Raw genomic sequence first — 17,600 nt, 5'->3', positions numbered from 1 at the left:
TATCCTCGCTTCATCCCTTCACCTTTCCGGAACCTGTCATGTCCGTTGCCCGACCCGCCCAGCCGATCCGCCTCTATACGACCCTGCTATCCGGCCACGGCCATCGGGTGAAGCTGTTTTTGACCTTGCTGGATCTGCCGTTCGAAGTGGTCGAACTGGACATGAAGGCCGGCGACAACCGCAAGCCCGACTATCTGGCGCTCAACCCGTTCGGCCAGGTGCCGACGATTCAGGACGGCGACATCACCCTGTCCGATTCGAACGCGATTCTGGTGTACCTGGCCAAGCGCTATGGCGACGCCTCCTGGTTGCCGGATGACCCGCTCGGGGCGGCGGCTGTGCAGCGCTGGCTGTCGCTCGCCGCCGGTCAGATCGCGTATGGGCCGTGCACGGCGCGGCTCGTCACCGTGTTCGGTGCGCCGCACGATCACGAGACCGCGAAGAAGCTGGCCGTGAAGCTGTTCGACGTGCTCGACCGGGAACTGGCGGCCAAGCCGTTCGCGGCAGGCAATCAGGTGACTATCGCGGATATCGCCGCGCACACCTACATCGCCCACGCGCCGGAAGGCGGCGTGTCGCTCGACCCCTATCCGAACATTCGTGCGTGGCTGCGCCGCGTCGAGGCGTTGCCGCGGTTCGTCGCGATGCCCTCGACAAAAGCGGGGCTGCTCGCGCAATGAGCGGTTGATCCTTCACGACACCGGAGTCCGGTCATGTCCACCGTTATCCCTCTGAATGGCTGGGGCGTCGACACCTCGCCGTTTCATGCCGCCGAACTCGCCGCCCAGCAGCGCGTGGGGGTGCGAAGCGTGGCGGAAGCGTCGGGACGCCGGGGGATCCGGCGCTACATGCCGGACCAGCATCGCAAGTTTTTTGCCGAGCAGCCGTTCATGGTGATCGGCGGCGTCGACGTGCATGGGCAGCCGTGGGCGACGGTACGCGCCGGGCTGCCGGGCTTTGTGTCGTCGCCGGATGCGAAGACGTTGCGCATCGAAGGCGGTGCGTTAGCCGGCGATCCGCTCGCGGATAGCTGGCAGAAGGGTTCGATGATCGGCGGCCTCGGGCTGCAGCCGCAGACTCGCCGGCGCAACCGGATCAACGGCATGGTGACGTCGGCGGACGGGGCGGCGTTGACGATCGAGGTTCGTCAGAGTTTCGGCAATTGCAACAAGTACATCCAGAGCCGTACACCGACGTGGGTGGAGCAGAGTGCGTCGGAACCTTCCGTGCCGCCGGAAATTGCGACACAACTCAGCGATGCCGACCGCGCATTCCTGGCGCGGGCGGATACGTTTTTCATCGCGAGCGCAAATCTTGCTGAGGACGCGGGTCTCGCGCGCGGCGTCGACGTTTCGCATCGCGGCGGCGCACCGGGATTTGTGCGTGTCGACGATGAGCACACGCTGACGACGCCGGACTTTGTCGGCAACAATTTCTTCAACACGATTGGCAACCTGATCCATGATCCGCGCGCCGGGCTGTTGTTCATCGACTTTGCGAGCGGCGATCTGCTGTATATCGCGGCGCGCGCGGAAATCGTATGGGACGGCGCGCAGCTGGCGGCCTTCGAAGGCGCGCAACGTCTGGTTCGTTTTCACATACAGGAAGTGCGGCGCAGCCGTAGCGCGCTGCCGTTTCGCTGGTCGGACGTCGAGTACGCGCCGCAGTTCGCGGCGGCGGTGCAAAAGCCGGTGGCCGTATCGCCGTGGCACAAGCTGAAAGTCGCGGCGGTGGTCGAGGAGACTGCGTCGATCCGTTCCTTCTATTTGGAATCGGTCGACGGAGCGCCGTTGCCGTCGTACAAGCCGGGGCAGTTTCTGCCGATCCGCGTGCCGGTGGCGGACTCCACCACGCCTTTGTCGCGGACCTACACGCTGTCCGATGCGCACGATGCGCACCGGTATCGAATCAGCGTGAAGCGCGAAGGCGTGGCTTCGCAATGGCTGCATGAGCATCTCGTTGCCGGAGCGCAGATCGAAGCGATGAAGCCGCGCGGTGCTTTCGTCTTCGATGACGACAGCCCGCGGCCCGCCGTGTTCATCTCGGCGGGCATCGGCATCACACCGATGATGGCGATGCTTCGGCATGCGTTGGCAGCGTCTCGCACGGCGGGTGCGCAAGCGAAGCGCGTGTTCTTCTTTCACGGTGCGCGTAGCGATCGAGAACGTGCGTTCAGCGCGCAATTGAAAGAGCTTGCCGCGCACAACACCGCGCTTTCCCTGCATCTTTTCGATAGCGCCGCCGATGAGGTCACCCCAGGCGTCTCGGCCGGGCGTGTGAGCATAGACGCGTTAAAGCGCGCGCTTCCTTTCGACGACTACGACTTCTATCTGTGCGGCCCCGAGCAGTTCATGCGTGACCTGTATGAAGGTCTGCGCGAACTGAATGTCGCCGACGAACGGATTCGTTTCGAAGCGTTCGGTCCGGCGAGCGTCAAGCGTGTGCTTGCCATCAAGAGTGAGCCGATGCCGTTGGACAGGTCGGCACAAGACGCGGGCGCGGTGCAAGTGACCTTTGCGCGCTCCGGGCGCACGATTCAATGGCTGCCGCGCGACGGCAGCCTGCTTGAATTTGCCGAAGCACACGGTATCGACGCGCCGTCGAGTTGCAGGTCGGGCATGTGCGGGACGTGTTCGACGCGTTTGTTGTCGGGCCAGGTCAAGTACGACGGCGAAGTGGAGGCGCAAATCGAAGCCGGCGCGGCGCTGGTTTGCATGGCGCATCCGGTGGCCGGCGACGCGAATGTGACGCTGGATCTTTGATCGACGGCGGCGCAAAGCCAACGCCTGATGGTGCTCGCCCGGCTAATCCAGAGATTTTCGGCCGGCGGCGAGTTCAGTGCGATACCTGTTCGGGCGGACCGTCGAGAATACGGAGCTTGCCGGCTATGTCGGGAATATTGCGGCCGCCCGAGCGTGCTTCGTTGTCAAGTCGATGCGCGGTTGCACGGCAATGCACGAGCGTGTCATGCAGCCGGGGCTCCGCCTGAAGGGCGGTCACCACCTTTTCCAGCTCAGCCGGGGACTCACTCAGAAGGGCGGGGACGACCTCTTCCGGCGGTATCAGAGAACCGTTACTGAGAAGCTGTGCGGTCCAGTCGGATCCGTACAGAAGCGCGCGTCGCTCGGCCCTTTGCGCTTCTTCCTGGTCCAGCGCGGCAAGGCTATGGCGGCTTCTGTGAAGGGAAGTGCGCCAGGTCGTGAGGATGTCGGTGCGCAGTCTGGCAATTGCGTCACCGAGCGGCGCGTTCTGCCCACCCGCCGCGAGGCGGCGTTCATCGAGCCGGTCGACGTAGTCCCGATATCCGTCGAGGAAAGATTGCCAGTTCAGCGGCAGTTCGGTCGTCTGCGCGAACGAGTGGTTGAGCTCACCGAGCTCGTTGCTGATTTCGTGAAGGGCTTGGGTGTCGGCAAGACGTGCTTCATAGACGTCATGCGCCGTCACCATCTGGCGGTGCAAGGGAAACAGGGGATTGCCGTGGCGTCGTTGCAGATGTCGCTCGGCAGCGCCCGGATGGGCGCTCCATTTCCAGTTGGATAGCGATTTTGCGTCAAATTCGACTTTGTCGATCATCGCCCGGAAGACCGCCAACGCCTCCTCCGTTGCATGGCGAAAGCAGTCAGCTAGCTTGTAGTCGTTGCCTTGCAGACTGGCGCTCTCATTTTCTCCGGCATAAGGGGACTCCGGTGCAAGCCGGAGGAAACCCGTGGCCAGAAAGAATTCCATCGGCAGCTCGACCGGCAGGCTCTCCAGCCGGAACGTGCGCTCCCCGGAGGAAATCCCCTCGATAGAATGCGCAAGGCGATTTTCGAAGTCGAGGAGGGCATCGATCCTCTCACCGGATGACGGTTGCGCTTCCTCAGCGAACAGACAGAACGACTCACGCACCATGCGTGCCGCGATCGTGCCGTGCTTCTCGGCAAAGAGCCAGAACCAGAGAGCGAGCTGATATCCGCGGACTCCGTTTCGCAGGACCGGTTCCACATCTGGCGTGAATATGATGCCGGGCGCGGCCCACCCTGCGAACGGCGCGGCATCGCTGCTCAGGTACATGCCCAGAAGCTGCTTGATCGACTGATTCGTATCGCTTGGCCAGCTTTGCGTCCCATCTTGCCGCTTCTCGGTCTTCCAGAGTCTCCAAACCATCCTGAACCTCGCAAAGGGGTGGGTGTGCGCCTTGGCAACGATACTTGCACACCCGGCCGCCGATCACTGAACCGGTTCCGCCAAAAACAAGGCTTTTTCCGCCCGCTCATGCGCGAGAGGGCGCTGGACACCCCACACCGACACTTCCAGCGCCACGCGTGGTTTATAAATTTCTGACTACACTGCTCGCCAGTGTGCGCAGTTCGTCGAACTGCGTAACGAGTTCGAGGCACAGAACGAAGGCCAGCATCCCTGAAGGCGCCGGGTGGCGTTCGATCCATCGCAGCGCCGGAGTGGCGTAGCGCACGCGGATGGCGTCTCGCGTCATGACATAGGCAATGACGATGCCCACGGCGGCGCCCACCAGCAAATCGGTCGGGTAGTGAAAGCCGAGATAGGCGCGCGGAAGGCAAATGAACAGCGCCGTATAGAGAATCGCCAGCACGCCGATGCGACGCGACACGAGGAAGATACCGGTGGCGACCGCCATCCATAGCATCGCGTGGTCGCTGGGGAAGGAACTCCAGTTGCTCAGCAGTGCGTCGTTGATATCGCTACCGGCAAATTGCAGATGCAGTTCGGCGTTGTAGACGGGGCGAACCCTGAACGGCAACCAGTGAGTCAGCAGTCTTCCGACGACGAGCGCCGCGAGGCCGCTGAAAAGCGTCGCGAAAACCATTTCTCGTCGCCATTCGCGGCGCTCGTCGTGCTGAAACCACATCCACCAAAGCACGGGAATGAGTACGAGGCCTTTGAATGTGTAAAGGTCGGCGATACTTGCAATGGATCGCGTCGCGAGATGGCCGAAGTGTAGGTTGGACAGATATGTTTCGATAGACAAATCGAAGCTGTTCATTATTTTGTAATAAAGTTGAGCTAGGCGACCGAGATTAGCATATCCCAATCAATGCGCCGCATTTCCTGGCGCTCACGCGATATCCGTCAATCGCGCGTCAATTGCGCGTCGACAGCCGCGGCGGACATGTCGCCGGCAGTGCTTGCTTTAGGGCGTCACACGCTTTCCGAACTTCCGCTTGCATACGGGCGCCCAATGGGAATCTGCGCGTGAAGCGGAAGGGCGTATCGCGGCGCGTGTAGCGGCGGTGCGGATTGACCACTCAGCCGATCAATACCGAATCACCCTTCGCGACGTACGCCTGCAGCAAATGATGGGCAATGGCGAATGGCTTGGGCGCCGACAGTCTGTCGGCATGCGTTCCCGCCAGCATCGCCGCGACCTCCTGACGGGAGAACCAGCGGGCGTCCTCGAGTTCTATCGTATCGATGACGATGTCCGTGTCGCTCGCCTGTGCAAAGCACCCGATCATCAGCGATGAAGGAAACGGCCACGGCTGCGACGCAAAGTAGACAACCCGCGCACATGTCACGCCGGCCTCCTCCATTACTTCGCGGCGCACGGCGTCTTCGGCGGTCTCGCCCGGTTCGACGAAACCGGCAAGCGCCGAGTACATGCCCTTGCCGAAATGCCGCTGGCGGCCGAGCAGACACCGTTCGCCGTCTATCACCAGCATGATCACGACTGGATCCACCCGTGGGAAATGGCGCGCGCCGCAAACATCGCAGATGCGTTGCCAGCCGGCGTTGGTGACGCGGCTTGCGGAGCCGCAGTTCGCGCAGAAGCCATGGCGGCGATGCCAATCGAGCATCGACTTGGCCTCAGCCAGAACGCCGAGGGCTCCAGCAGCGACGAGGTCTTGCAGCGCTAGCGAGCGAAGGTCGATGTGTTCATGCCCGCTGTCCGGCTCTGGGTCCGTCGTCGCGAAGCCGAGCGCGAAACGCCCGCTGCCGTCGCTTTCTTCGCCCAGGAAAATCCTATGAAGCGGCTCGCCGAAGGCGGTGGTTTCGCCTGCGGCGAACCACGGGTCATACTCGTTGCCTCGCTTAAGCAAAGGGACGTCGCCATGAAAGACGAGAAAGCGCGCCGCCGAATGGTTGCGTAGATGCTCGATGAAGGCGTGGTCGTCCCGCTTGTCGGAGTGGCGGTCGAGCGGGTTGAAGTTAAAGCCGATGGACGCGGAAGTGGCGATCATCACGGTCGTCAAGGTAGCAGGGAGATCCGCAAGTATGGCACGGGGTTGGGCGTTATCGCCCGTTCAGGTTCAGTCGGCTCGCAGGACGTGATGGCCAGATGGAGGAGGGTGCGCAAAGGAGACCACGCATCCATATCCCTACCATGTCAACTCAGCGCAAACTTCGAACCTGGCTCGGCGTGACACCTCCGGAAAACCGATTGCCGAAATGGGTTCTCGTGTAGTTGACGACAGCAGCGACCTGATCGTCATCCATCTCGTCGCCAAACGATGGCATCGACTTTCGCCCGTGGAGTACGTTAATGATGACGTAGGGTGCGGCTTCGACTGCCGGGTTGTCAGCGAGCGCGGGGAAGTGACCCGCGCCCTGTGCGCCTTTTCCATCCGGCATATGGCATCCCGCGCAACTGGCGTTGTAAAGCGCTTCGCCGCTTTTTTCGGTGAAGCGGTAGCCCGGCGAAATCGTGAAGGTGCGCGTCGCGTCCTGCGCCACCGCCTGAGCCGGTATCGTCGCGGCGCCCATCGACAAGGCGATCAGCATCACGCCGAGGATCAGCTTTGGCCTATCCATTGGCGATTCTCCGATGTAATCGGGTGATCGCATCCAGTGACGACAGCACGGCGCCTTCCTGCCATGCCGGAATATGGGAAGCGTGCTCGCCGGCGAGGACGATCCGTCCGTCGATCTGACAGAGATTCGCGTAATGCGCCTGCCTCAACGCATCCGTCCAGGCAGCGAAACAGCCATTCGTAAACGGTGACCGGCTCCAGCTCATCGCGAAGCCGTTCTGGTACTCACGCGCGTACTGCGGATGAATCTGGCTGCCCTGGCTCAATGCCACGGCGATCCGTTCGGCCGGCGGCAGCGCACCCATCTCATAGCTGGCGGGTCCCCACATGTAGGCGCCGAGCAGCACCGCAGGACCGCTCGAACCGTAACCTGTTGCCGGATAGCCGATCGTCGAGATCGGCAGGTCGGTGTGCGTGATGCCGCCGTAGATCTGCTCGTCTTCCTCCCAGAAGCGCCGGCCGAATTGCAAGCCGATTTTCACCGATGTCTCGTAAGGTACGGCATCGATTGCGGCGCGCATGGCCGGGCCAACCGCAATGTCGATCTGACTCAGAATCGAGAGCGGAATAGTGCACACGAGCCAGTCCGCGTGCGCGGTCCGTTCGGTCCGGGTGGTCGTATCGGTATAGCGCACGGTGACGCCGTGCTCGTCCTGCAGGATGCCCGTGACTCTGGCGTTGAACACCACGGCGCTCGCGACCTGCGAATGAAGCGCATGGGCAATCCGGTCCATGCCGCCGACGGGCTGGAAGAGGGTGCTCTGATAGTCCAGCTCGTTGCCCGAAGACAGCCATTGCCACAAACGCGATGCAAGCAACGGTTCGCGCGGCAGTAGATTCGATGGCACGGCCTCGGGCATCAGCCCACCGCCATGCGCGGTTTCGAATCCACGACGTTCGCTGCTTCGGCCGCCCATCTGGTAGCGACCATCCCGACCGAGCGCACCCCATTGGCGCAGGGATTCGAGTAGCAGTTGCGCATCGTCGGCTGACAGCGCATCGTCGAGTGCGTCTTTGCGGATCGCTTTGGAAAGCAACTCGGCAATATAGCCTTGATAGTCGGTCTGCACCGCGCGGAATCGCTGGGGTTGACCAGCGAAGGCCTCTGTCGAATGCAGGTAGGCGTTGTAGTTGACCTGGATGAACGGCTCGAGCGGCACCTTCAGGCGCCTTGCGTAGTCGAGTACACCCCGGTGATGATACGGAATGCGCCACGGCCCCGGGTTCAGATAGAGACCGTCGGCGAAATCGCAGTACTGGGTGGCACCGCCGAGTTCTGTATAACGATCGCCACCCCTGACAGTCCACGCCCGGCCACCCGCGCGGTCGTTGTATTCGAGCACCTGTACGTGGTAGCCCGCGTTCCTCAACTCAAAGGCCGCGACGAGGCCGGCCATGCCCGCGCCGAGCACTAGAATGCGCGTTCCTTTGGGCGCGCCATCAAGCCGGATCGGTCCGGCATAGGTGGAGGCAGCGGCGAACCCGAGCGTGCCCATACCTTGCATCATGGCGGCCGCGCCGAGGTTCCTGCCGATCAGCGTCAGTAGATGCCGGCGGCTCATCCCGTTGGGGGTCATTCTCGACATAAGGACCTGGTATTCTGATTCTCTAAATCCCAGTACCAGCTTGTCAATGCTAACCCATTGACGTAATTGGGTAATTTCTGGAAGAGGCAAACGATGGCGGGAGATTCGGAGAATTTCGTGATTTTCAAAATCTGCAGACTACCCTCGCAAGTTCGCGAAATCTCCATACCGCATCACGATGGGAATTTCTACAAAATTGGTAGGCAACCAAGCGACGCCGATGCATCTGGTGCGCCTACCGACGGCTTGGTGTACCTGGGCTCCACCGTTCGCCGCGCTCATTGCGAGTTTTATCGCTGGAGTCGCTTCCGTCGTCTTGGCATCGCCAATATCCGGTAACATCATTACGATCTAAGAGGAGCCGAAGACATGAGTGGATGGGAAAGCATATTCGGCGAGAATGTCTCCTGCTGAATCTGTCATCAACGGAAAGCCACATGATTGACGGGCCGGTGCTGCCCTCGAATGGAACAATTGCAATTGATAACCAGGTGAAGCTAATCCCATGTTCATAGAAGACTCCGTGCTGCGGCTCGCTTATGCGGATCACCCGAAGTTGCTTCACCGTCTTGCCGAATTCGTTGAGACGCGCTGCCTGCAGGACAAGCCCGTGCTAATTATTCAGGCGTCGCCAACGGAAAAGGACTTAGAGATAGATGTTCTGCTTCCGGCAACTGTGCTGGCCCTTCGAGGGAACCAGATGGAGCAGCACTCCTGGTGGAACGGATTTCGAACCAACTATCAGCCAACGCCGACATTTAGGGGAGTGGCGGCACATGATGACCGTGCCGAGCCGAACTGGGCTTATGAACTTCATCGCGATGGACATCTGATTGCGGGTGTCTGGAGGTTCCCGACAATGTCTAAGGGGAACGCCGAGGTAGCGTGTCTGGCGGATTTCTATTCGGAGATTTTTGCGGATTTTGCGAGCAAAGCGCTGGGCTTGCTTGCATCAGACGGCGAGGGGATCTCAGCGCAACTGACGGCGGTCTTGTTGAACGGGTCGAACCTCCATTTTGCAAAGACGGCTGAGTTCGGCGCAGGCCACGCCATCTCGTCGTCTCTCGCAGTACGACATCTATGCTGGCGCATTCGAAACGTCAGCGATGCTGCCAGCTGGGATCTTGCTGCCGCCCGGATGGGGGCTGAGTTGCTCGGCATCGGGGGAGCAAAGCCTTAGCGTTAGAGAGGTCTGTCGACGGTCCGTCAGACCTCGCCTCGGGATGGTTCCGTTCAGCGAAGACGCTCGGTGAACATGTTCCACAGGGCTTCTGCGACGCCCTCGTGGGTCAGCTTGGTCCGGTCCCCAGAAAAACCCAATCCCTTGAAATACATCGACTGGTCGTCGGCGTCAACGCTGTAGGTTTCATTAAAACTGTTGTCATTCGCGTCGTCGCTACCCGAGTACCCAACCTGTCGCGACCCGCCGAACATGCTGGTCAAGCGAATGTAGCAGCCCGAAACCTTCTCTCCGTTGCGGTAGATGGTCGCAGTGAACGCATGCTCAGACCGTTGCCTGTACTTGCCTTCGTAGGCCGGGTTTCGCGGTCCAAGCTCTTCGAGTGAATTTTCGAAATACGCCCGAACATGAGCGAATCCTTCGTCGAGAAACGCTTCGCGGTCGATATCGCGAAACTCCTTACGCAGCGCAAGTGAACTCGCCCGTGGCCGCAATGGTGCAACTTCCGCGATGGGAGCAGGGCCAGCTAGACCAGGCGTCGAGCTGGCGGAGGGTTGTCGTTGCGGGAGGCTCGAGAGGAGCTTGCGCAGCGCCTGAACGACATCGACGAAAGCGTCGTCAAGCGTAGGCCACTTGACGACCGGTTTCGCGTCGTTCGGCAGCGCCTTAAGTCTTCCCAGTGGGGCGGTTGTCCAGTCGCACGGCCGAACGATGATGGGGACGACTTTCGCAGAGCCCGCCTGATGACGCTCCAGCGCGCGCTTCATCTCCGTTCCGTAGCAGTACTCGGAAGCGATGAAATCCGAGCTGACGAGCAAAATGATGAGATCGGCCGCGTCAAGTTCCGCGCTGATATGTGTGTCGATATCTCCGCCAGGAGGAATGCGGTGATCACTCCAAACGTCAATCAGACCCTGTCGCTTCAGAAGTGACAGATGCTTTTCAAGCTCGGCGCGATACTGCTCGTCGACGTGGCAATAAGAGACAAAGGCTCGGCTCACACTTCACTCGACTTAAAAGGTTTATTCGGCATCCCGTTGATTCGATGCCCGACAAAGTTCGGCAGCCCCCCGGGAACGGTTGCACACGAACCCGCGCGGTGCATATTTCTCCAGGCTGACTGATGTTATCAAATTTGTTCGCCAGACTGCCTTCCGCGCGCGGGCGGGCGTTGCCGCCGGGCTTTCGGCATACCGCACCATTCGGCGCACCGACGTATCGCACTAAGCCGGTGCTCCGTCGAAGTGATAACCTCACGTCGCTGGCGAATTCCTGGTGGACGCGGAAGACTGGTTCCAGCCGATGGGCGCGCCGACGCTGGGAACGCTGAGGCTTCAGGTCTGTGTGAGGTTTGCCCCTTGCTTCTGGAACAGCGCGAGTCGAGCAAGTGGAGTCTCTCGCCGCTGCAATCCGCTGCTTTGGCGCAGACACGCCTTCTATATCGCCCGGCTACACGGCACTCCTTGCTTCATGCGGATCAACTAGCAGTAGGACGGCAGTATTCCCTGGTCTGCATTCGGCGCATATTGCGTCCGAGAGGCTTGAGGCTGCATGGGGCTGGGTTGCGGAACATCCTACCTTCGTCGGGAGCTCGGCAATTCTAACGAACGTATGCGATGCGTTCCGCCGTCGAGCGTCGCGGCAATGCAGCCACTTCGCGACCCGCGAGCTGCGACGAATCCACAGATGACTACTTGCCCTAAGGCTCCCGTCTGGCCTGCACAGTGTTTGGTACGCGCCGGATTGTTGCTGTCGTCTAGGTTCGAAGCTGGACTGGCGACGAGTGTTTTGCGCTCGGAGCGATAACCAACGCCTCATCGACATTCAACGCGTCCATACACAAAAGAAAGAAGGCCAACTGAAAGCTTCCCCGGCGTATCTTTTGTGACACCGACGTTTCAGTCTCCGCCATCCCCAGTTGCGTCAGTCGCTCGGCCAGATCTGCATACGACATCCTCCGTGCATCGAGCAAGCCCTTCAGAGCTCGAGTCGCAGATTCAGCGTAATCGACGGGCGCAGGTTCCCCTCTCGTGCCTTGCGTACGAGAAGAAACAGGTGTAGGATGGCTCGGCTCAATCATATATGCTCAATTTTAGGCCGATTGAAAACAAATGTTATCAAATATGATTGATCGACTGCAAGCTGATTTAGTGTCCATTTGTCGGCCCGGCTCCCAAAAGCTCCATGTTACCAGGAACCGTCCCGCAACCGTATAGTTGAAAGGATTTTGTATGAATAAGCACGGATTGCCCCTTTGGGACTCGGCCTGGAAGGTGACCCATAACGATCTGTTTCTTGACCCGAGACATGCCGCGTTGAACCGGTGGGTGTACAGGTCGCCGAAAACGGAGAAGGTCATGGGGTTGCTAGGGGACATGCGTTATATAGTTGCCGTCCTGTTGACCGGTGACGTCGGGATAGTGACCTTCACTGACGAACCCGACGTGTCGATTCCTTATCAGGGACCGAAGGGGGAAAGCCTGCGCACGAATCCAGATTTTGTCGCGACGCTCCCCGGTGGGGGCACAAGGTGGATCACGACCGTAGCCACGCGCGCCAGGAAGGCCGTTGTAACTGCACGCATTGATGCGCTCAATGTCGCCGCTCAACTCGCCGGTGCGGCGCACGAGGTGATCTGTCGAAAAGACGTGAACGACACATTTTTCGATAATTGGGCGCTGCTGTCGGCGCGGATGAACTGCGCCGACCCACAACGATTCGATTGTGCCCATGAGCAGGGAATTCTTTCCGCCGCCTTGCAACCCGGGAAGAGTGTCCGACTGGAGACGCTGCTGTCAGCGGAGGGGGTGGATTCAGCACGGATGCTATCCAGTCTCGGCTTCGCGCTGATGAGAGGCGTCGCGAAGACCAATCTGACGACAGCACTTCTTTCGTTGGACTCTAAAATTTCGTATAACTAATTGATAACCTTCCGGCGCTGTTATCAATAGGCAACGAGATATACAGACGCCACGTGGGAAATCGACTCCGAATGGGTAGTCTCGGGCGCGAGCGGTGCCTGGCGGGAGGCTGTCAGTCTTGAATGGATGAGCATTTTTTTTCCAGGGGAAAAAGGTTCTTAATTTGCTGGCGTCAATGCCGCCCGGTTGGTGACCGGCGCGGCAAGGGGCGGCAGGCATTTCGCCAGAGCGGAGTTTTGCTCTCAGTCGCGCGGCCAGGATTCACCACGTCTTTTAACGATCCGGAAAGGTGTCGAACGATGGAGCTCGCCATACGGGGCCTGATAAGCATTGACCACGGTCATCCGGCAACCTGGGACGAGGTGCCTGACGACGTGTTCGTCGATAACGAGGTTGACAAGAAGCGCTTCCAAAACCGAAGGAATTCAGTCTTAGCGTACGCAAACGGGGAGTCCTTCAAGGAAATCAGGGCGAAGACAAAGATTTGCAAGTCGGAGGTCATACGCTTCGTCAAGATGTGCGTCCGTCCGACGGCTGGCGGAATTCCCGGCTTCTATGCGCTTATTCCGTACAGACGATCAAAGGCTTATGAACGGCACGTGCCATCGACAGGTGGCGGAGAGGATCGCGACGGAAACGCACGAGATCGAGGTTTTGCCGGTTGTTGCGAAGATTTCTTCAGGACGCACGATGCAATTCGTGAACACGTCCACGGCAGACTTGATGGGACGATCAAGGGTGTTATTCCTGAAGCGCGGCCTGAACTTAAGGCGGTCTGGCATGAAGTACTTGCAATGGCAAAGGCAGCAGGCGTGTCGGATGCAGAGTGGCCTTTTCGGCTTTGCAGCCGAGGCAGGTCTGGCGTCTACGCATACTGCCGAAAATATATTGAAGAAAACGCCAGAGAGACCGATGTAGTTCAACATGGAGAGGCTGTGGCGAGCCGGCGGCTGCACGACCCAACCATCGAGAGCCTGCTCCCGCAGATGCGACATCTATCCTGTCTACAACTGGACTACGCAAAAATCGACGCGGCGTCGGTCTTCGAGATTGAACTGCCGGATGGACAGATAAAACGTGTGCCCGTGCGTCGATGGTATTGGGGCATGTTGTATTGCCCACGGCTCAAAGCGATTGTTGGCTTCCACATCAGTCTTTCCCGAAACCCCGCTTCAGACGATGCTATTGACGTCCTAGAGTCCGAAGCCATTGGAGTGAACGAGGCCGGTCTAGACACCGAGATTGAAGAGAGTGAGGAGGCGATCATTCTCAACGCCTTCTTCCCGGCTTTCAAAGGTCACGGGATGTCGGCCATTCGTCTCGACAATGGCTGGGCGAATCTGGCAGGAGATACGCTGCGCAGCATGGTACGGATCTATGGTTGCGCTGTGAACCTCGGCCGTGTCGCAAAATGGATGGATCGTATCGAGATTGAACGTGAATTCCGTAGCGTCACGCGACGAGGCCCGGCAAGGCTCGCTTCAACCTACGGGACCGATCCTACGGACAGCCGGCGCACAAATCCAAATGAGGAAGCGATTGTAAACAACATACGTCTTAAAGACGTAACCCGCATTCTGTCGAAGGCAGTTCGGGCATCCAACATTTTGAACAAGGCCGGCTTGCACGGGAGCAACCCGGTGGCCGAGCTTCATAGGCTGCTCAAGAACAAGGCGTCAGGTGTTTTTCCAATGCCACTGCCTCGTGTGAATTATGCGAAATGGATTCGCTTCGCGAAGGCCGAGCGTGCGGTAGTGCGTGCAGGAAGCAAAAAAAGCCGACGCCTCCCTTATGTAGAAAAGTGGGGCGCAACCTATACCAATAAGGCTATCTTTAATACCGACAAATGGATCGGAAGGACCCTAATTCTGTTCATCAACCGGCGTGACGCAAACAATGCATTCGCGGTATCGGCAGATACGATGGAATTTCTCGGCATGCTCGAAGTGACGGGTCGTTACGCCCGTGTTCTCCACACAATCACTGAGCGTAGACAAGCCGAGGCCGACATCCGCGATGGTTATATCGCAAACATTGAAGTGGAGCAGCAAATCGAGTCGTCGATGGCTATGCCCGCGTCGTCGCCACGAGCGCGCAAAAAAAAATCGGCAGCGAGCCCGAAGAAACTTGCCGACGTCGCTTTGGACGCCGCAAAGAGGGAGCAGAACGCAGGCCTGAGTGGCGTATCCTCCAAAGACACTGCTGCCAATTCAGTAAATACAGCGGAGAGTCCCCGGAACGTCGAAGCAGTTCAGGTAGCACGTATTCTGTCCTTTCAACCGAAGAGGCAAGGCAGCATTGCGTCAACACCAAAGCCGTCAGCTAAGTCCGCTGCGAAACCGGTAGCAGCCGTGAAGCGCAACCGTTTCGGGCTTCTCTAGGAAAATGAACCTCGTTGTTCCGTCGCGATACGGGCAATAGCATCGAGGTCGCCGTTAAAACCAGCGCCGGAAAGGAAAGTTGAATGATTAGGAATGTTTATGATCGGCATAGTAAAAAAATCTCGGCCCCGTGGTCCGCTCAGAATGACCACCGTGCCCACCTTGTGGTATTCAACCGACCGCTCGGGTCGCTGGCGTGGCTGCGCGACGCGGTACCGATGCGACGTACTGTCCGAAGCGGTGGGAGATTACGTGTCTTGCCTTATATCGAGGCACTCGGAATCAGAATCACCTGCGACGGGTTTCTGACCACTGCGCGATATCACCGGCGCCCAGTTCTTATGTTCCTTCATCCAGAGGACGCGCGGACGGCATACGCACTAGCGGCCGATACGGGACAGCACATTGGATTTTTTGCGCCAGATGGGGGTGTATCTGGGCCGAAAATTTCCATTGACGGACTGGAAAGACGAGCTTGCAGCGCGCCAAATCCGCGCCATCCAGTAAAGCTTTTGTAATCCAGCTTCGTTGTGAGCGAGATCCAGGCTTTACTTCGCAACTGTTTTTTCTACGATTTCTTTGCGCAATGGAGCTTGAGAAAGGTAGGGCGCCTTTCCGGTTTTAAGGGCGCAAGTGGTACGCGCATGCCTCGATCGAACGAGAGCCTCCAGAGATAACGTCATCTATCTATTTATTGATGACGTACGCTGGATGCGAGGATTTGAGAGACAGACCGTCGAGGATGTGACTCACGACCTCGTATTAGTGGGTACCCAATTGGTCTCGTTTGTGTGGGTCAGACGGGAGAGGGCGCATGTCTGTAGCCTTGATGCCTTGAGGATCGAGTGGATTGCGCGAGCAGATGGTCTCAATAACACGGAATTTTAATAGGAGTAGCTATGAGTAAAGAGGCATAGGCGATGAACGGATCGTCCGAAGAGCATGCAGACGAGAGGCAGGGCGACCAGACTGCAACTGAGGAGCTGACATCAGAGCAACTGGTGGCAGAGGCGAAGGCCCGTAAGAAGGCGCAGCGCAAGCTGATACGGGCATTTCAGCAACACCCTATCAACAATGAAGCAAGCGGAGTGAGGCTCTGGACTAAGCCGATCGAGGAGTTGAACCGGACTATTCACAACGCGGTGCTCAGACGACGCTCGGGAATCTGGGTGCCGGCATCGCCAGGCGATGGGAAGACGAGTGCCGTCATCGCTGTGACAAAAGATCTGGAGGAGGAGTTTGACGGAGAGATTGCGATTGTGAGACTTAACTACACTGGTAGTCATAGTCCGACGATTCGGGGGTTTCATATGCAGTTTCTCAATGCCGCCGGCATTGACGACACTCGTGGTGAAACACCGCAGTTGCGAATCCGGTTGACGAATGCCCTTGTCGACAAGGCCGCCGCTGCGGATGATAACGCAGTTTTTCTGTTTATCGATGAAGCACAGCAGATGAGGCCGATGGAGATGCGGTTTCTCAAGGATCTCAGCAATGACCTTGCAATGGAGAAGACCCAGCTTGTGACCTTTCTGTTCGGTCAGAATCCGGAACTTGGCGAAGCAGTGGCACGCCTCAGACGAACCGGTGGTTTCGACCTCGTCAGCCGGTTTGCCAGTCGTGAAGTGCGGCTGCGAAGTTATAGCACTTTGGGGGACATCGCGGATCTTCTGGACAAGGTGGATAAACAGCTTGATGGGAATGGTGTTCCATGGACAGCGTTCTTCCTGCCCGAGGCGTTCACAAACGGCTTCCGCCTGAAAGACGAGGCCAGAAGACTGTTTGGGGCGCTGCGGGAGTCCATGAGCAACAGTGAGCATCTGGGATATCCCGCGAGGCAGGTTTTCTGGTCGATCCAGGATTTTCTTGGATTCCAGTCTCAAAATGACGCACCTGATTTCAAAGGAAAACGTAAAGCCTGGGATGAAGCGGTAGCGGAGTCCAGCATGCGTATTGCCCTTGAGCACAAACGGGATAATCCGTTGGCCCAAACCGGCTTCGGGCCGCCCGTCGACGACGGGTCCTGGGATGACAAACTGGAGGACGACGAAACCGATGATGACTACCCGGAAGAAGTTGTTACGTGACATTACGGATAATTGCGAATCTTTAGCGGAAAAGTCTGATGCCAAGGCTTTCTGACCGTGGAAGTGAGGGCTCATGGGTGGGTTCCCGATTGCCCATCCTCCCTCACGAGTCGACTCTAAGCGTGCAACTGCGTGTCGGATTTTCAAACGGATACACACAGGTCGATGTCCGACGGTACTTTGGTGTAGGTCGGGGTACGCGTGGCGACCCAGTGCCGATGCCACAGGGTTCAGTACTGCTTGGACTGCCCGCTCCGCCAGACGAGGTCAACGTCATGGATGCGCTGGGAATAATGCGCAGCGTATTGTTTGACGGCCGATTCAAGTTCTGTCCAGACTGTACTGCAGGCGGTTACCACTCTTTCTGGTTTCAGCTTCGTGGCCTCGAGGTGTGCCCCCTACACGATTCGCGATTGCGAAATTCGTGCGCGTCATGTCACTGTCCATCGCCGGAGTGGACGCAGGCGAACAGGTGCATGGATTATTTGTGTCCGGCATGTACCGAACCCATCGCAGGTAAATCGGTGCAGTACCATGAACTGCTTGCCCGTCGACCTAGCGCAGATAGCCTTGAACGGGCATTTTCGCCGTATAGAAAATGGGCTCTGTCTTTGGTCACACACGGGAATTCGGGAGTGCCGGAGCTTTGCGCAATTGTGAGAGACTACGCTAGCTTTC

Annotated in this window: 13 protein-coding genes; 6 read left to right on the top strand and 7 right to left on the bottom strand. The window is 58.7% G+C overall.

Annotated elements, in window-relative coordinates; genetic code table 11:
• The first annotated feature begins 38 nt into the window (after positions 1-38).
• Both B0G81_RS11750 and B0G81_RS11745 read left to right on the top strand, forming a co-directional pair.
• Positions 39-680, top strand: a complete 642-nt coding sequence (locus B0G81_RS11750; protein ID WP_134135524.1) for a glutathione S-transferase — start codon at positions 39-41, stop codon at positions 678-680.
• Between the two features lie 33 nt (positions 681-713).
• Positions 714-2,762: a pyridoxamine 5'-phosphate oxidase family protein gene (locus B0G81_RS11745; protein WP_134135521.1), complete on the top strand. Its 2,049-nt coding sequence runs from the start codon at positions 714-716 to the stop codon at positions 2,760-2,762.
• Positions 2,763-2,835: 73 nt separating this feature from the next.
• Here B0G81_RS11745 and B0G81_RS11740 read toward each other — a convergent pair whose 3' ends face one another.
• From B0G81_RS11740 to B0G81_RS11720, 5 genes are all read right to left on the bottom strand, one after another.
• Positions 2,836-4,146 (bottom strand): tryptophan leader peptide, encoded by a 1,311-nt coding sequence (locus B0G81_RS11740; protein WP_134135519.1) that lies wholly within the window; start codon positions 4,144-4,146, stop codon positions 2,836-2,838.
• 163 nt (positions 4,147-4,309) lie between these two features.
• Positions 4,310-5,002, bottom strand: coding sequence for a phosphatase PAP2 family protein (locus B0G81_RS11735; RefSeq protein WP_134135517.1), 693 nt, complete (start codon positions 5,000-5,002; stop codon positions 4,310-4,312).
• Between the two features lie 262 nt (positions 5,003-5,264).
• On the bottom strand, positions 5,265-6,197 hold the full coding sequence (nudC, locus tag B0G81_RS11730) for an NAD(+) diphosphatase (RefSeq protein ID WP_134135515.1): 933 nt from the start codon (positions 6,195-6,197) through the stop codon (positions 5,265-5,267).
• 151 nt (positions 6,198-6,348) lie between these two features.
• On the bottom strand, positions 6,349-6,768 hold the full coding sequence (locus B0G81_RS11725; RefSeq protein WP_106280795.1) for a cytochrome c: 420 nt from the start codon (positions 6,766-6,768) through the stop codon (positions 6,349-6,351).
• Complete coding sequence (locus B0G81_RS11720) at positions 6,761-8,353, bottom strand: flavin monoamine oxidase family protein (RefSeq protein WP_208328528.1); 1,593 nt, start codon at positions 8,351-8,353, stop codon at positions 6,761-6,763. Before B0G81_RS11720 ends, B0G81_RS11725 begins: the two co-directional genes overlap by 8 nt.
• Positions 8,354-8,858: 505 nt before the next feature.
• Here B0G81_RS11720 and B0G81_RS11715 point away from each other — a divergent pair.
• A complete protein-coding gene (locus B0G81_RS11715; protein ID WP_134135513.1) occupies positions 8,859-9,533 on the top strand; it encodes a hypothetical protein in 675 nt (224 codons plus the stop codon).
• 53 nt (positions 9,534-9,586) lie between these two features.
• Here the strand turns inward: B0G81_RS11715 and B0G81_RS11710 are convergent, their stop codons facing one another.
• Both B0G81_RS11710 and B0G81_RS45365 read right to left on the bottom strand, forming a co-directional pair.
• On the bottom strand, positions 9,587-10,534 hold the full coding sequence (locus B0G81_RS11710; protein WP_134135511.1) for a toll/interleukin-1 receptor domain-containing protein: 948 nt from the start codon (positions 10,532-10,534) through the stop codon (positions 9,587-9,589).
• Positions 10,535-11,289: 755 nt separating this feature from the next.
• The gene (locus B0G81_RS45365; protein ID WP_134135509.1) at positions 11,290-11,613 is read right to left on the bottom strand and encodes a DUF6471 domain-containing protein; all 324 of its coding nucleotides are present in this window, start codon (positions 11,611-11,613) and stop codon (positions 11,290-11,292) included.
• Positions 11,614-11,764: 151 nt separating this feature from the next.
• On the opposite strand from B0G81_RS45365, the gene B0G81_RS11700 reads away from it, so the two are divergent.
• From B0G81_RS11700 to B0G81_RS11690, 3 genes are all read left to right on the top strand, one after another.
• Positions 11,765-12,454 (top strand): hypothetical protein, encoded by a 690-nt coding sequence (locus B0G81_RS11700; RefSeq protein ID WP_134135507.1) that lies wholly within the window; start codon positions 11,765-11,767, stop codon positions 12,452-12,454.
• A 299-nt stretch (positions 12,455-12,753) separates the two neighbouring features.
• Positions 12,754-14,835 carry a hypothetical protein gene (locus B0G81_RS11695; protein WP_134135505.1) on the top strand — a complete coding sequence of 694 codons (2,082 nt, stop codon included), beginning with the start codon at positions 12,754-12,756 and terminating at the stop codon, positions 14,833-14,835.
• Positions 14,836-15,755: 920 nt separating this feature from the next.
• A complete protein-coding gene (locus B0G81_RS11690) occupies positions 15,756-16,922 on the top strand; it encodes an AAA family ATPase (protein WP_134135503.1) in 1,167 nt (388 codons plus the stop codon).
• Positions 16,923-17,600: the final 678 nt, after the last annotated feature.

Source organism: Paraburkholderia sp. BL6665CI2N2 (assembly GCF_004366535.1).
In the GTDB taxonomy this organism is placed as follows: Bacteria; Pseudomonadota; Gammaproteobacteria; order Burkholderiales; family Burkholderiaceae; genus Paraburkholderia.
This window is presented reverse-complemented; position numbering and strand designations above follow the sequence as displayed.

Bases quoted from the DNA above. Each gene is read 5' to 3' on its own strand.
- B0G81_RS11715 (WP_134135513.1), top strand. From the start codon at position 8,859: ATGTTCATAGAAGACTCCGTGCTGCGGCTCGCTTATGCGGATCACCCG.
- B0G81_RS11735 (WP_134135517.1), bottom strand. From the start codon at position 5,002: ATGAACAGCTTCGATTTGTCTATCGAAACATATCTGTCCAACCTACAC.
- B0G81_RS11745 (WP_134135521.1), top strand. From the start codon at position 714: ATGTCCACCGTTATCCCTCTGAATGGCTGGGGCGTCGACACCTCGCCG.
- B0G81_RS11740 (WP_134135519.1), bottom strand. From the start codon at position 4,146: ATGGTTTGGAGACTCTGGAAGACCGAGAAGCGGCAAGATGGGACGCAA.
- nudC (WP_134135515.1), bottom strand. From the start codon at position 6,197: ATGATCGCCACTTCCGCGTCCATCGGCTTTAACTTCAACCCGCTCGAC.
- B0G81_RS11725 (WP_106280795.1), bottom strand. From the start codon at position 6,768: ATGGATAGGCCAAAGCTGATCCTCGGCGTGATGCTGATCGCCTTGTCG.
- B0G81_RS11750 (WP_134135524.1), top strand. From the start codon at position 39: ATGTCCGTTGCCCGACCCGCCCAGCCGATCCGCCTCTATACGACCCTG.
- B0G81_RS11690 (WP_134135503.1), top strand. From the start codon at position 15,756: ATGAACGGATCGTCCGAAGAGCATGCAGACGAGAGGCAGGGCGACCAG.
- B0G81_RS45365 (WP_134135509.1), bottom strand. From the start codon at position 11,613: ATGATTGAGCCGAGCCATCCTACACCTGTTTCTTCTCGTACGCAAGGC.
- B0G81_RS11700 (WP_134135507.1), top strand. From the start codon at position 11,765: ATGAATAAGCACGGATTGCCCCTTTGGGACTCGGCCTGGAAGGTGACC.
- B0G81_RS11695 (WP_134135505.1), top strand. From the start codon at position 12,754: ATGGAGCTCGCCATACGGGGCCTGATAAGCATTGACCACGGTCATCCG.
- B0G81_RS11720 (WP_208328528.1), bottom strand. From the start codon at position 8,353: ATGTCGAGAATGACCCCCAACGGGATGAGCCGCCGGCATCTACTGACG.